Raw genomic sequence first — 14,097 nt, 5'->3', positions numbered from 1 at the left:
TCACAAGGAAGCCCTGAGTGTGAGGTAAAACGGCACTTCTATGTATTCTTTGGCATTATTGAGAATCAGCTCAGCGGTTTTTTGTCCCATCAACTCAAAATCGGCCGAAATCGTCGTAATTCCATCGAGGATAATGCGCTTGAGGGGGGTGTCGTTGTAAGAAATGATACCCACCTCAAGCCCTACTTTCAAAGTTGAAGCCAACGCCTTCTCTACCAGCACTATCAGGTCGTTTTCGGTTATACTGATATACACCTCCCCCGCCCTAATGGGTTTATTCACAATACCACTTATCACCTCAAAATCAAAGGAATACTGATGGCAAAAGAGCGACAAGCCTTCCAGAATTTCTTTGGGATGGTGGGATTCCTGCGGGAAAATAATGTTGATTTTTTGGTACTTCGACAAAGCTTCTAACGCTTGTTCGAGGGCGTTGTAAATGTCTTTTTCAAAGTTTTGACACACTGAACCATACTTGCCCTTTATTCCCGCAATCGGTTTATCGACGACAATCACCTTCTCGCGCGGAATCGTATTGTTAATGACTTCGTGGGCTTTCTCTCCCCCCTCCGTAAAGTGCGGAATGATGACGTAATGCGTATAGTCGTGGCTATTGGTTTGGAGGAGTTTTTTAAAATAATTGAAGTCGTTGTTATAAATGTAAAAATCAATCGTAACACGCTCTCCTAATGCCGATACGAGCGCATCATAGATGATTTTTTTGTGTGCATTCAATTTATTGACCAACAAAAAAATCTTTGGATGTGGGTGAATCACCGTACTTTTAACAAAATATCCTTTGCCTGGAACGGAGTCAAGCATTCCAATTTTTTTGAGGTACTTATACCCTTTTTCAGCCGTATCCCGCGAAATATCCGATTCAAAACTCAGTTCGTTAATCGACGGCAAAATCTCGTCTTTTTCCAGCTCTCCTTTACCAATGGCCGTCAGAATGGAATTGGCCACTTGTAAATATTTGGGGGTTGCCGAGTGGCAATCTACAGAAATGAGTTCGATTAAAGGTTTTTTTTTCATTGCATTTTTACGTTGGTCAGCCAACCTTCATAGTCACCCGCAATCGTGGAATTGGAAAGGTTGGGTTCAAGGTACGTCTTGTCGCTGTGCAACTGGGCAATTTCTTCTATCGACGCCCAAAGCCCACTCCCAAGGCCCGACAGATAGGCCGCTCCCAAGGCCGAAACATCGGCAAGACCGATGGTAGCGACGGGTTTTGCCAGTAAATCAGCCAAAAATTGGACTACAAAACCGTTGGAAGTCATTCCTCCGTCCACCATTAGTTCTTTGAGTTCTATTTCGGTATCCGATTCCATTGCCGAAATAATGTCTTTGATTTGGTACGGAATCGACTCCAGCGCCGCCCGAACGATGTGATTTTTGGAACTTCCAAACGTCAATCCTGAAATCGACGCTTTGCGTTTCATGTTCCAATGGGGAGCACCCAAACCGCTGAATGCAGGCACAAGATACACCCCTCCGTTGTTTTCTACCGCCCTTGCCATGGCCTCGGTTTCGCGGCTGTCTTGTATCAAACCTAGTTCGTTTTTGAGCCACTCGATGGTTGCGCCGCACGTTACAATAACGCCTTCTAAGGCATAATCTACTCGTCCTTCTACGCTCCAACAAATCGTCGTCATCATTCCTTGGGTCGAATTTTTGCGCTCGCTGCCCACGTTCATCAAAATCGAACAGCCCGTTCCCAAGGTCGCCTTGGCTGTTCCCGATGAAAAACAACCTTCCCCAAAAGCCGCTGCGTGGCTGTCGCCTATCATGGCAGTAATGGCCACGGGAACTTCAAAAAGTCCTTCAAAATCAGAAACACCAAACTCAAACGCCGAAGATTTTGGTTCGGGCAGACGGACGTTAGAAAGTCCAAACGCATCTAGTAACTCGGCATCCCACACAAGGGTATCTAAGTTAAAAAATAACGTGCGGGAAGCATTGGTATAATCCGTCAAAAACTGTCGTCCTTGAGTGAGTTTGAACAACAACCACGAATCGACCGTACCAAAATACGCCCGCCCTTCGGCAATGGCAGTTTTGACGGTTTCAACGTTTTCATTGAGCCAAATTACTTTTGTTCCCGAAAAATAAGGGTCAATAATCAAACCTGTTTTTGAGCGAACGCTATCCTCTAACCCTTTGCTTTTCAACGACTCACAAACTTGAACGGAACGTTTGCACTGCCAAATGACGGCATTATGCAAAGGTTTTCCGTTTTCATCCCAAAGGACAAAAGTTTCGCGTTGATTGGAGATACCCACCGACTGAATATCAGCCATTTCCCCTCCTTTTGACGTAAACGCTGCCACGCACTTCCGTACCGAAGTGAGTACGTTTTGATAAATTTCTTCGGGGTCTTGCTCGGCAAACCCTTCGCCAAAATAATGCGTTTTTAAAGGTTCTGATGCCCGTGCGATGGCAGTGCCCGCTGCGTCAAAAATCAACGTTTTGGTGCTGCTCGTACCTTGGTCGATGGAGAGAATATAAGCCATTGTTGAAGTTTATTTAAACCACAGAAAGCGCAAAGAAATGCAACATAAAGTTCACAAAGCAGTTCTTTGAAGCCAAGTATGTGGTGTGGCTCCCCCTTCCAAGGTTCAGAACCTTGGAAGGGTTCCACTTATCCATTTTTAGAATTTACTTTATCAATAATAACGGCCAAGAGAATCACAAAACCTTTGACTACTTGTTGCCAAAAAGGGGAAACGTTCAACAAAACTAAGCCGTTGTTCAAAACCCCGATGATAATTGCTCCGAGAACCGTTCCCCAAATGCTTCCTTTGCCACCCGAAAGTGATGTACCACCGATGACCACCGCCGCAATTGAGTCGAGTTCGTAGCCCGTTCCTGCGTTGGGTTGGGCCGAATCGAGGCGCGAAGTCACCATGAGGCCGCCCACTGCCGCCAATGCGCCTGCGATGGTATAAACAATGATTTTGACTTTATTGATGTTGATTCCCGACAAAAGCGAGGCGTTTTCGTTGCCACCAATGGCGTAGATATAGCGCCCTATTTTAGTTTTGTCTGATAAAAACACCGCCAATGCTACCACGATGGCGCTGATCCACACGGGTACGGGAACGCCTAAAAACCAGCCCGTGCCCATGTAAGCAAACTGCTCACCCAAGCCACTGATGGGAAAACCTTTGGTCCAAAGCATGGTAAGGCCGCGAGCGACGGTCAACATGGCGAGGGTAGCGACAAAAGAAGGGACTTTGAAGCGGGTAATGACAAAACCGTTGAAAAACCCTAACAACGCGCCCGTCAGCACTCCCGCTAAAGAAGCCCCTAAAAGTGTGAATCCGATGTATAGATTTTGAGAAGGCACTTCAATGCCCATTTTAAACAAACCCGCCGTAATCGCCCCGCACAAGGCCAAGACCGAACCCACCGATAGGTCAATTCCTGCCATTAGCACAACGAGAGTCATACCCACCGACAGGCAAATATTTACCGAGATTTGGCGGAGGACATTCCAAAAATTAGAAACTGTGAAAAATTTATCGGACAACAACCCGATGATGAGGCACAAAACGAAGAGTGCAATCAGAGGTTGTAGTTTGGCTAACCGTTTTTTCTGGGATTCAAGGGTCATTTGCATATTTTTTCTTTTGTGACATTCATTCTGAAACACATAGAACTCAATAGAATAAATACACTGTAAGCTAAGTTTCTTTAACTATTACCCGCTGATTGACACAGATTGAAAGTCGCAGATGACGCAGATTAATGACAATATAAAGCCCTTTTTCAGCGAAAATCAGCGTTTATAATTCTGCGGCTTTCTGCGGGTAAAAAATAAAACTATTTACTTAACACTGTAATAAACACATAGAAAATAGAGTAAAAGCTTTGTTTTCTATGTAAAAATCTAAGTAAACTATGTGTTTGCTTTGTACACCTATACCTTATTTCTTTGAAATCGCTGCTTTTAAAAGTTTGTCTTCCGTGGCGTTTTCGATCGGTGTTTCGAGGGTTAGTTTTCCTTCTGACAACACTAAAACTCGGTCCGAAACCGCAAAAATTTCGGGCAGTTCGGAGGACACCATCAAAATCCCCAGTCCCGACGCCGCCAACTGAAGTATCAACTTATAAATCTCACTTTTGGCGTGTACGTCAATGCCGCGCGTGGGTTCGTCGAGAAGCAGGATTTTGGGGTGCGTAGCGAGCCATTTCCCCAAAATTGCTTTCTGCTGATTGCCGCCGCTGAGGTTTTTAATCAATTGTCCCGACGACGACGTTTTTATCCCTAATTCTTGGATGTACTTAGTCGCCAATTCGGTTTCCGCTTGATTGTTCAGTACGCCATTTTTTTCGACGTGGTATGCCAATGACGCCAAACTGATGTTTTGTTTTACGTCCATGATGGGCACGATGCCGTCTCGTTTTCGGTCTTCGGGTACCAACGCCAAACCTGCTTTTACAGCCTCGACAGGTGAGGCAATTTTCACTTCTCGACCTTCAATGCTCACTTTTCCCGACGTACGGGCAGGGTGTAATCCAAAAAGTGCCTCGAATAGCTCTGTTCTACCCGCTCCCATCAGCCCGAAAATGCCCAGAATTTCGCCTCGTTTCAGCGAAAATGAGAGCTCGTTCAGCACCACTTCATTACGATTATTGGCCTGCAAAAGCTTCAGGTTCTCTACCTTCAACAGTTCGTCTTGCGGTACGGTGGACGCTGGTTTTTGGTGGACAAAAATCTCCCGCCCTACCATTTTTTGAATCAATTGGTCTTGGGTCATCCCCGCAATGTTACCCGATTCAATGGATTTCCCATCGCGCAGCACAATGTAGCGGTCGGCAATCCGAAACAGCTCATCGAGCTTGTGCGAAATGTAGGCAATGGTCTTATTTTCCTGCTTCAACTCATTGATAATCTCAAACAAGGTCTCCACTTCTTGGTCAGTAATGGCCGAGGTCGGTTCGTCCATGATAATCACTTGAGGGTTGAGCAACAGCGCCTTCGCAATTTCAACCAGTTGTTGTTGTCCTACTTTCAACTCATTGACTTGGGTATCAGAGTCCACGTCGAGTTTGAGTTTTTGGAGCAACTCAGTGGTCGTTTGGCGCATTTTTTTCTTGTCCAACGTCCCCCAAATCGTCTCCAATTCTTGTCCCAAAAAGATATTTTCCGTGATGCTCAAGTATGGAATCAAGTTGAGTTCTTGGTGGATGATGGCAATTCCTGCGTCTTGGGCTTCTTTGGTGTTGGCAAAACGAACAGGACGTCCGTTCCACAGGAGTTGCCCTTCGTATTCTTGGTAAACGCCCGAAAGAATCTTCATCAAGGTGGACTTTCCCGCCCCATTTTCTCCCAAAATAGCATTGACTTTTCCCGCGTGGAGTTCGAGGCAAACGTTGTCGAGGGCTGTGACGCCTGAAAATTTTTTGGTTATGTTTTCCGCAACTAACATATAAAACCTATTTTAACAACGCTGGAACAACCTCGATTTCGGTCAGATTCAAGTGTTCTTTATTGAGTGCAATCGCTCCTGCAAACTGCACACTATCACCTACTTTGGCTTTGGGACGAAACGGAAATACTACCGACGCCCGAATGAGCTTATTGAGCTCGGACGAGACGTTATTGATGTCGGCAGTTTTGGTAAATTTCGTAATATCAAACTCACCCGATGCGTCCCGTAAGGCATTACCATAAATAAACTCCATCGCAAGCGTCAGTTGTTGTTTAGGCGTTTGAATGGTCAAGTCGTTTTCATTGACTTTCGTAATACGCCCTTGGCCTTTCACCAAAAAATAACGGATGTTACCAATCGCCGTCGCGTGCGAATAGGTATCAAACGCTTTGTTTTTATCCGTCGTAAGCAAAGTCGTCAGTTCGTCAATATCAGGCGCCGTAGCTAGCTTTGGCGTAAGTTGTTTTTCCAAGAAGGTTTTGGCAAAAGCTACGGCCTCAAACTTCCCCGAAGCTTCTGCTTTCACTTCGTCCAATTTCCTAAAATACACCGAATTGTACGCCAATAGCAGCACCACAGCAGTCCCTATTCCGTACTTGAGCCACGGCAGCTTTTTATTGTTCTTTTTTTCCAAAAGCGGCATAGTTTTCGATGTTCTTTTTGGTGACTAATTCAACAGCAACGGGTAATTTTTGGGCAAATTCGCGTTTACCTTTTAAGTATTCGTCGGCATAAATTGCGGCCGTTTGTGCCATTACTTTTGGAAACTGCATCCCTGTCGCCACTATTTTTCCGTCCTTAATCGCCGAAACCACGTCGTCGGCACCGTCAAAGCCAAACACTTTTACTTTACTGGCTTTTCCCGCAGCGGCCAAGGCTTGGTAGGCTCCCATCGCCATGGCATCATTACCGCAAAAAACGGCGTCGATGTTTGGGTTGGCTTGTAAAATCGACTCCATGACGTCCATGGCTTTATTGCGGTCAAAATCGGCACTTTGTTGCGCCACCATTTTCAGACTTGGGTAATTGTCAACTACACTATGAAAACCTTGCGAACGCGCCCAAGTATTGTTGTCGCCCACCAAGCCAAGCAGTTCGACGTACGTACCTTTCTTATTGGTTTGTTGCACAAAAAGCTTGGCCAATTCGACACAACCCGAATAGCTATCCGACAAAATTTGCGACGTGGCGGCATCCGTAGCGTTGATTTCACGATCCATACAAAACACAGGAACGCCAGCGGCTTTGGCCTTACGCACATTTACTACTGAGCCTTCGGCATCCGTGGGGTTGAACAGAATAGCACTGTACCCCGACACCAACGCATTTTCAAAATGGTCGGACTCTAGCGCTGTGTTGTTTTGAGAATCAAAAATTTTGGTTTCATAGCCCAATTCTTTGGCTTTGGCGGCGGCATTGTCGGCCAAAAACACAAACCAAGGGTTGTTGAGGGTCGAAATAATAATCGCCATCTTTTTCGGGGCGTTTGAGTCTTTTTTCTCTGAACATCCCAAAAGTAGGACAGCGAGAAAAAAGCAGCCTAATCGAAGCATAAGCCATACTGCACTTTTTTGAAACACGGAGTTGCGCAGAGTTTGGCACGGAGTGACACTGAGGCTTATTTGCTGGATGACGCTCCTTATTTTTTTCTGATGAAACATACACTCATTGTTTAAGGAAAAACAGTCACAATTACCCGTTGATAACGCGTCAGAGCGGGCGTGCCATTATCGGTGACGGCCAACACGATATGGATAGTTTCGGGTTGAGTCACTTTAGGGGCAACAAACGATGTCTCCGCTTTCTTACGGTCGGCGAGTTGAATGCCGTTTTTGTTTCCGTACGTACCTGGTTCGGCATAATACATCCAATCGTAACGCAGGCTGTTGCCATCAGGGTCGGTGCTGCCTTGGGCACTCAACTGTACTTTTTCTCCGCTTTTTGCTTTGAGTAAGTTGGCATGACCCAATTTCGCCACGGGCGGGTGGTTGGCTTCTTTGTAAGGCTTTACGCACCAGTCCATACGGGCCGCAAAATCGTACTGATACGCTTCGCGCCAGCGCCAAATCGTTGCTTGGTTCCCTGTATGATAAACACTATCGGCACCCAATACTTCGTCCACGGCATCAGCCCACATCGGGCGGGTTTCGGGCTCGTAAAACCATTTTTGGGTACGAGGGGTGTACAATTCATAACGCCCACCCCAGTTGCCCCAATTGGGATGCTCAGGATCGCTTAGGCCATTTTCCATTAAGTACAAAAACGTTGGGGTATCGCCTTCCATCAAAAACTTCACGGCGGGGTATTCTTCGCCCAGCGGCCCGTGGTTTTTGCGGATGTGTTGCTCCAGCCAAGGATTATCAACAATGCTAAAATTTCCTCCCGAGAATCGTCCGTGAAACTTGTCGCCGCTGATGCCCGTCCAGGTAGAATAATGGTACGCGCCGTTGGCGTGAAAGCCTGGACTTGCAATGTAAAACAACTGTGGGAAATTTTTGCGAATCCACGGCCCTGTATCGTCTTGGTCAGAAATGGTATAGACGCGAAGTTTCGATACAAACTTGGCCACTTCATCGGGCGTGCGGGTCATTTTTACTTTCCAAAGGGCTTGCGCAAGGCAATTGGCTCCGCCCCAAACGGGTATCCACAGCGGGCGTGGATCGGCTTTATCAGCCTGACGAATAATCCATTCGGAGCCTTCCGAATCTTTTCCTTCGCCAATGGCTTCCATCCCAAATTTGGGAAGCCCCGATTTAATGATGCTCAATAAATAACTGGTTTCGGGAAACCCTTTCTCGTGCAAAAGCAGGTTACTCCGCACTTTGTCGTAAGCATTGACAATCTTCCGAATGCTTTCAGGAGCGACACGCTCACGCTGGTGAACGGAGGTCGTGGCAACGATACCCTCAATGTCCCATTGGTTGGAATAAACCAAAAATCGTACCATCGACTCGGTATCGTCGGGTTCGTTTTCGATGTCGGTCAGCACTAATACGCGCCTTTTCTCGGGAGATTGGGCGTAGAGTTGGCTGGCGACCAACAGCATTAACAAAGTAAATAGGCGTTTCATTTGCTAAGGTTTAGGTACTTTTTTGCGTCGGAGACGCGATTCCGTTGGGGTTCCCAAATTACAGTTTGGGAACAGCACTGTTGCGTCGGAGACGCGATTCCGTTGGGGTTCCCAAATTACAGTTTGGGAACAGCACTTTTGCGTCGGAGACGCGATTCCATTGGGGGTTCCCAAATCGTAGTTTGGGAACAGCGCTTTTGCGTCAGAGACGCGATTCCATTGGGGTTCCCAAATTACAGTTTGGGAACAGCACTTTTGCGTCGGAGACGCGATTCCATTGGGGGGTCCCAAATCGTAGTTTGGGAACAGCGTTAACAGCTAATATGTACTTGCAAGTAATGCTTTTGCACGATTCGCGATTCCGCTTTCTGAGATTCCGTAATGAGTTAAAATTTCTACTTGCGAACCTGTCACGGTATACTCGTCGGGGATACCTAAAATATCAAACGGTTTGTGGTAACGGTTTTTTAGCAACCACGAGGCGCAGGCTTCGCCCAAACCACCGTTTACGCTGTGTTCTTCTACCGTTAGGATGGCCTTACATTCAATGGCGAGTTCGGACAGTAATTTTTCATCCAAAGGCTTGATGGTGTGCATACTTACTACCGTGGCTTCGATGCCATTTTCAGTCGCTAATTTTCGGGCGGCTTCCAAGGCGGGATAGACGGTTTCACCATTGGCAATGATGGCCACGTCGCTTCCCCGTCGAATCACGCGTCCTTTGCCAATTTGGAAGGTTGTTTCTCCCGTTTCGTCCAATAAAGGCATGGGTTTCTTGCCAAAACGCAAGTAATACGGTTGCTCCGATGCCGCTACTTGCTGTACTGCTTGGGTAGTTTCAAAGCTATCGGCAGGGACAACAATCGTCATGTTATTGATGGCTCGTAACACCGCAAAATCGTGTAAGCTGTGGTGGGTTGAACCCAACGCTCCGTAACTCACTCCCGCACTGATTCCGATGAGTTTTACGGGGTTATTGGAGTAGGCCACGTCGTTTTTAATTTGTTCCAACGCCCGCGCCGTCAAAAAACAAGCGGGAGAAACCGCAAATACTTTCTTCCCTGCCGAAGCTAATCCCGCTGCCATGCCTACTAAGTTTTGTTCGGCAATGCCTACCTCTACGATTTGCGCGGGGTATTTTTTACCAAATGGCACCAACTTCCCCGACCCACGCGAGTCGCTGGTGACAACCACGATGTTGCGGTCGGTCGCAGCCAATGCTTGCAGTGTTTCTGAAAACACGTCCTGATTGGCAGCACTCGTGCCCGCAATGGGGGCTTGCATTACTTCATTACCCATTTTATTTAAAATAAATATTTTATAACATCGTTTACAAAATTCCCCTATTGGGACGGTACGCCGCGCGGGTTAGGGGGCTAGGCCAATTCCTCCATCGCAATTTTATACTGCTCTTCGGAAGGGACGCCGTGGTGCCATTTGAGTTCGTTTTCCATAAAACTCACCCCTTTTCCTTTCACCGTATGGGCGATAATGACGCTTGGTTTTCCTGTTTCAAAGGGCAAAGCATCGAAGGCTTCTTTCAGCGCAACAACGTCATTGCCATCCACGTGACGAGTTGCCCAACCAAAACTTTCAAATTTTTTATCCAAAGGCTCGGTATTACACACCTCCTTGGTAGGCCCAGTGATTTGTAGGCCGTTCAAATCCACGATGGCGCAAAGATTATCCAGTTTATAATGCGCTGCCGTTAACGCCGCTTCCCAGTTGGAGCCTTCGGGCAGTTCACCGTCGCCCATCAACGTAAAGACGCGGTAGTCGCGATTGTCCATTTTTGCCGCCAACGCTACCCCAGCGCTCATCGGTAGGCCATGCCCCAACGCCCCTGTATTTTGCTCTACGCCATTTACTTTTCGCGTGGGATGACCAATATAATGTGACTGGTACTTACAAAGCGTTTCTAAATCCGACTCGGGGAAAAACCCTTTATCGGCCAACACCACAAACAGCGCCTCCACACAGTGCCCTTTGCTCTGAATGTAGCGGTCACGGTCGGGCGAGGTGAAAGTTTCTGGCGAAACGTTCAGCACTTCGTTATACAACACATTGAGAATATCAATGCACGACAACGACCCACCCGTATGCCCTGCTTTGGCTTTGTAAATGTATTTGAGGATTTTACGTCTGTATTCTCGTGATTTTAGTGATAAGTGATGAGTGATGAGTGATGAGTCATCGGTCAGCAAGGAATTGTGCAGAGTAAGTGTTACGTCTTTTGTAGCTTCCATTCTTTATTTATCACCTTTAAGGTTTTTCTTTTTTGTCAAGATTGAGCTTCTAATCATCTTCATCAGCTCTTCGGCGTCCTTATAAAGAGAATCATGTTCAACCAGCGTTATGTAGTCAGTTCGATGTAAAATTTCTAACCAGTACTGGGTCTCTCCGATTTCTTTTTGGGCAATTCCCAATTTGTGTACAAAATCTACTCCAGATTCCGCATTAACAGCTTCTCTAACCATTGCCCCTGGATTTGTCCCACACCTAAGAATTTGCTTACTTAACACATATTCATTTTTTTGTGATGTCAGATATTGATACAGCCGTACAATTCTAATAGCAAAATCGGTTGATTTCACTCTCAACGGGCTTTCCATATTTGTGTTAGCGATACGTTTTGTTAGAGATAAGTGATTATTGGGGAGTAGAGCGATAAGAGTTGAGATTGTTTAGTAAGGAAGTTGTGAAGGAATAACTTACTCATCACTCATCACTTACCTCTCATCACTAAATATGCTGATAAACCTCCCAACCCATATAATTGCTCAACGCTTCTTCCAAAATCGAAGCAGTTTTTGAGGCATTCATAACCACGTGGTGTTCAAAACCATTGCGACAAACGTATTTCATTAGTCCCTGTAAATCTGGAATTTGCGCTACTGCTCGGTTGCCAAAGGTCGCTAATGGGTCGTTGGTCAGGTCGCCTTCTCCAATGTACGCTTTGATGATTCCTTTCGGGTCATCAGTACTGATTCGGCCGTAGGTCAACGGCATGGCAGGCGTACGCCCATCCAACGCACCGTAGGTATTTTCAACCCCTACCGACGTACCCAAAATCGGCGCATTACTTATCTGAATATCAGGCAAAAACGATTTCGCCCAGTTACCACAGTGGAAAAGCACGCATTTGTTTTCGTCGTCGGCGTAGTTGTTGTTCCAATCCACCAACGCACTCGGTGAGCCCGACGCCAACTGCATGGCATACATACTCAACGTGCCCGTTACGTCCACCTCGCACGCACTTGGGAGCATGTTTTCGCTCATGATACTCATGCTCGTACAGACGTTGCAACCGTAATTTTGTTGCAAACTCGTCCAGCACTGAATAGCAGTGGCATCCAACGCATTTTCTTCCATGATTTCCTTCAATACCACGTCCAATTTCGCAATTTGAAGCATTGCTTCATTGGGCGTTTTTCCTTTGGGTGCGTAAGCATTGATAGACTCCAAATGTTGTTTTACAACGGCGCTATCGGCCGTCAATTTGTTGGCACGACCAAGAATTTCCGAAAGGTCGAAGGTCGTTACTGTAATCCCATTTCGTTGGAGGATTTTTTCGGAATAGCGTACCGTATTAAACGCCCCAGGCCGCGCGCCAATCGCGCCAATACGGACATTTTTCAACCCTTTCACCACGCGGCAAACGGCCACAAAATCCGTCAAATCTTTCTGAAACTCCGCCGAAGAAGGCGAGCTAACGTGCTGACTGGTAAGGGTATATTTGATTCCGTATTGATATAAATTATTACAAACTGAAATCTTTCCGCACCACGAATCGCGGCGATTGACAACGTTCATTTTGCTCAAATCGTCGGGATACGCCTGAATCAACACAGGCACGTTCAGATTCGCTAATTTCAGCGTATCTGCCACGCCTTTTTCATCACCGAAGTTGGGTAAAAGCACCAAAATTCCGCTGATTTCTTCGCGGTGGGCTTTGAATAAATCGGCACATTTTTGCGCTTCTTTAAACGTCTCTACTCCGCCGAGTTTGGTGTCGTTGCTATCCAAAAGGATAGGGGTAAGTTTCAACTTTGCAAAAACATCAATGATTTCGGTTCTTGCTTTTTCTACCAAACTGTCGGGAAAGAAGTCCCGATTTCCGATGATGATTCCGATACTTGCCATGTTTTATAAATTCTGTTCAAATGAGGTTTGTCAGGGCTAAAGCCCCTCTTATGTATCTACTTATCTTCTTCCCACGCCCTGAAGGACGTAGTTAGAAGAACTTATTTCTCCTTTAACTCCATGCTTTAGCATGGGGATGATCAAACAAGGGCTTTAGCCCTGACCGTTACTTCGCAATGATTACTTCAATGTCGTTTTGCTTAAAAAGCTGCAAATGCCCGTCTTCAATGCCACTGTCGGTTATCAAATAATTAATCAGCGACAGTGCTCCGAGGCTCGCAAACGCACTTTTCCCTACTTTGCTCGAATCGGCTACCAAGTAGGTAGTTTCAGCGGCGTCAATCATGGCTTTTTTTACCACTAAGTCACTGATACTCGGGTAAGTAAGCCCTGCTTTGAGCGAAATACCTGCCGTGGCCAAAAACAACTTTTGTACGTGAATACCTTTAAAAAAATCGGCGGCTTTTTGTCCCGTCAGCGACAACGTCGGTGGTTTAAATTCTCCCCCCGTCAGAATCACTTCAATGTTTTGTTCCGCCCCGAGCATTAAGCCAATGTTCATGGCATTGGTAATGACTGTCAAACGGCGGTTTCCCTTTATTTTTTTTGCGATTTCGGTGGTTGTGCTTCCCGAATCCAAAATAATCGTATCGCCATTGTCGATATAATCCAAGCAAGTTGCCGCAATGATTTCTTTTTTGTCCATGTTTTCTTGATGGGCCAACGAAAACGAGCTTACTTGTTCACGCACACTTTTCAGGTATGCCCCTCCGTGTTCGCGCACCACAATACCCTCTTTTTCAAGCTTTTCTAAATCTTGCCGAATTGTTACTTCGGTTACTTTGAACAAATGTGCTAAGTCCACTACTTTGGCAGAGCCGTCTTCATACAACAACTCTAATATTTTTTCTCTTCTTTGATTTGGAAGCATTGTTTTACTTTTTAAGGCATTTGAACAGATTGATTTCCTTCAAAGAAAAGAAATAATAAGAAAACAAAAAATACAGCCTTCCCCCTTTTCTCAACCTATACGCTCCTAATCAGCGGTATTCGTAGGGATTACTATTTTTCAACGGGAACAAAAACCTTTTGTTTTTTGCAAATTTCTAAACAAAACAAAAACAAATGAAAGAAAACAGAAAAATATTTTTATTTTCAACAACAAAACAAAAAAAGCCTTTATTGAATTATTCAAATATTAATTTTTCCAAAATTGGCTTTTTACTTGCAAAAAAACGCACAAAAACCACAAAATTGCATTTTCTCACCTAACATTCGTTTTACAATAATTTGTATTTTACTTATTCAAAAGGCACTATACATTTTCGTTTATTTTTGTTTTGTCAGGACGGTTCAGGACGGGGATACTTTGTCACAAATTTACTTTTGTTTCACTTTTCATTGATTTTATAGTAACAATTCTACATTACTAGATTTATTCCTACC

At 45.5% G+C, this 14,097-nt stretch carries 12 protein-coding genes; all 12 read right to left on the bottom strand.

Annotated elements, in window-relative coordinates; genetic code table 11:
* Window positions 1-1,035 (bottom strand): GntR family transcriptional regulator, encoded by a 1,035-nt coding sequence (locus AC23P2_RS26950; RefSeq protein WP_487776069.1) that lies wholly within the window; start codon window positions 1,033-1,035, stop codon window positions 1-3.
* Entirely contained in the window at window positions 1,032-2,513 is a 1,482-nt protein-coding gene (locus AC23P2_RS26945; protein WP_487776068.1) for an FGGY family carbohydrate kinase, read from the bottom strand. Before AC23P2_RS26945 ends, AC23P2_RS26950 begins: the two co-directional genes overlap by 4 nt.
* 128 nt (window positions 2,514-2,641) lie before the next feature.
* Window positions 2,642-3,616, bottom strand: a complete 975-nt coding sequence (locus AC23P2_RS26940; RefSeq protein WP_487776067.1) for an ABC transporter permease — start codon at window positions 3,614-3,616, stop codon at window positions 2,642-2,644.
* Between the two features lie 313 nt (window positions 3,617-3,929).
* Window positions 3,930-5,435 (bottom strand): sugar ABC transporter ATP-binding protein, encoded by a 1,506-nt coding sequence (locus AC23P2_RS26935; protein ID WP_487776066.1) that lies wholly within the window; start codon window positions 5,433-5,435, stop codon window positions 3,930-3,932.
* A gap of 7 nt (window positions 5,436-5,442) precedes the next feature.
* Complete coding sequence (locus AC23P2_RS26930; protein ID WP_487776065.1) at window positions 5,443-6,081, bottom strand: DUF2291 domain-containing protein; 639 nt, start codon at window positions 6,079-6,081, stop codon at window positions 5,443-5,445.
* Complete coding sequence (locus AC23P2_RS26925) at window positions 6,053-6,910, bottom strand: substrate-binding domain-containing protein (RefSeq protein WP_487776064.1); 858 nt, start codon at window positions 6,908-6,910, stop codon at window positions 6,053-6,055. The genes AC23P2_RS26930 and AC23P2_RS26925 overlap by 29 nt, the downstream gene beginning before the upstream one ends.
* Window positions 6,911-7,110: 200 nt before the next feature.
* On the bottom strand, window positions 7,111-8,508 hold the full coding sequence (locus AC23P2_RS26920) for a DUF1593 domain-containing protein (RefSeq protein WP_487776063.1): 1,398 nt from the start codon (window positions 8,506-8,508) through the stop codon (window positions 7,111-7,113).
* Between the two features lie 318 nt (window positions 8,509-8,826).
* Entirely contained in the window at window positions 8,827-9,807 is a 981-nt protein-coding gene (locus AC23P2_RS26915) for a transketolase family protein (protein WP_487776062.1), read from the bottom strand.
* Window positions 9,808-9,884: 77 nt separating this feature from the next.
* Window positions 9,885-10,754 (bottom strand): transketolase, encoded by an 870-nt coding sequence (locus AC23P2_RS26910; RefSeq protein ID WP_487776061.1) that lies wholly within the window; start codon window positions 10,752-10,754, stop codon window positions 9,885-9,887.
* Between the two features lie 3 nt (window positions 10,755-10,757).
* Window positions 10,758-11,102 carry a four helix bundle protein gene (locus AC23P2_RS26905; RefSeq protein ID WP_487776060.1) on the bottom strand — a complete coding sequence of 115 codons (345 nt, stop codon included), beginning with the start codon at window positions 11,100-11,102 and terminating at the stop codon, window positions 10,758-10,760.
* A 148-nt stretch (window positions 11,103-11,250) separates the two neighbouring features.
* On the bottom strand, window positions 11,251-12,651 hold the full coding sequence (locus AC23P2_RS26900; protein ID WP_487776059.1) for an L-fucose/L-arabinose isomerase family protein: 1,401 nt from the start codon (window positions 12,649-12,651) through the stop codon (window positions 11,251-11,253).
* Window positions 12,652-12,817: 166 nt separating this feature from the next.
* Window positions 12,818-13,582, bottom strand: coding sequence for a DeoR/GlpR family DNA-binding transcription regulator (locus AC23P2_RS26895; protein WP_028522254.1), 765 nt, complete (start codon window positions 13,580-13,582; stop codon window positions 12,818-12,820).
* Window positions 13,583-14,097 lie beyond the last annotated feature (515 nt).

Source organism: Runella sp. R0.1_18, assembly GCF_057652155.1.
The sequence above is the reverse complement of the archived record's forward strand: the minus strand, read 5'-3'. Positions and strand labels throughout refer to the sequence as shown.

Excerpts from the sequence above, each read along its gene's own strand:
- AC23P2_RS26950 (WP_487776069.1), bottom strand. The coding sequence starts at position 1,035 with ATGAAAAAAAAACCTTTAATCGAACTCATTTCTGTAGATTGCCACTCG.
- AC23P2_RS26935 (WP_487776066.1), bottom strand. The coding sequence starts at position 5,435 with ATGTTAGTTGCGGAAAACATAACCAAAAAATTTTCAGGCGTCACAGCC.
- AC23P2_RS26895 (WP_028522254.1), bottom strand. The coding sequence starts at position 13,582 with ATGCTTCCAAATCAAAGAAGAGAAAAAATATTAGAGTTGTTGTATGAA.
- AC23P2_RS26945 (WP_487776068.1), bottom strand. The coding sequence starts at position 2,513 with ATGGCTTATATTCTCTCCATCGACCAAGGTACGAGCAGCACCAAAACG.
- AC23P2_RS26910 (WP_487776061.1), bottom strand. The coding sequence starts at position 10,754 with ATGGAAGCTACAAAAGACGTAACACTTACTCTGCACAATTCCTTGCTG.
- AC23P2_RS26915 (WP_487776062.1), bottom strand. The coding sequence starts at position 9,807 with ATGGGTAATGAAGTAATGCAAGCCCCCATTGCGGGCACGAGTGCTGCC.
- AC23P2_RS26930 (WP_487776065.1), bottom strand. The coding sequence starts at position 6,081 with ATGCCGCTTTTGGAAAAAAAGAACAATAAAAAGCTGCCGTGGCTCAAG.
- AC23P2_RS26925 (WP_487776064.1), bottom strand. The coding sequence starts at position 6,910 with ATGGCGATTATTATTTCGACCCTCAACAACCCTTGGTTTGTGTTTTTG.
- AC23P2_RS26920 (WP_487776063.1), bottom strand. The coding sequence starts at position 8,508 with ATGAAACGCCTATTTACTTTGTTAATGCTGTTGGTCGCCAGCCAACTC.
- AC23P2_RS26940 (WP_487776067.1), bottom strand. The coding sequence starts at position 3,616 with ATGACCCTTGAATCCCAGAAAAAACGGTTAGCCAAACTACAACCTCTG.
- AC23P2_RS26900 (WP_487776059.1), bottom strand. The coding sequence starts at position 12,651 with ATGGCAAGTATCGGAATCATCATCGGAAATCGGGACTTCTTTCCCGAC.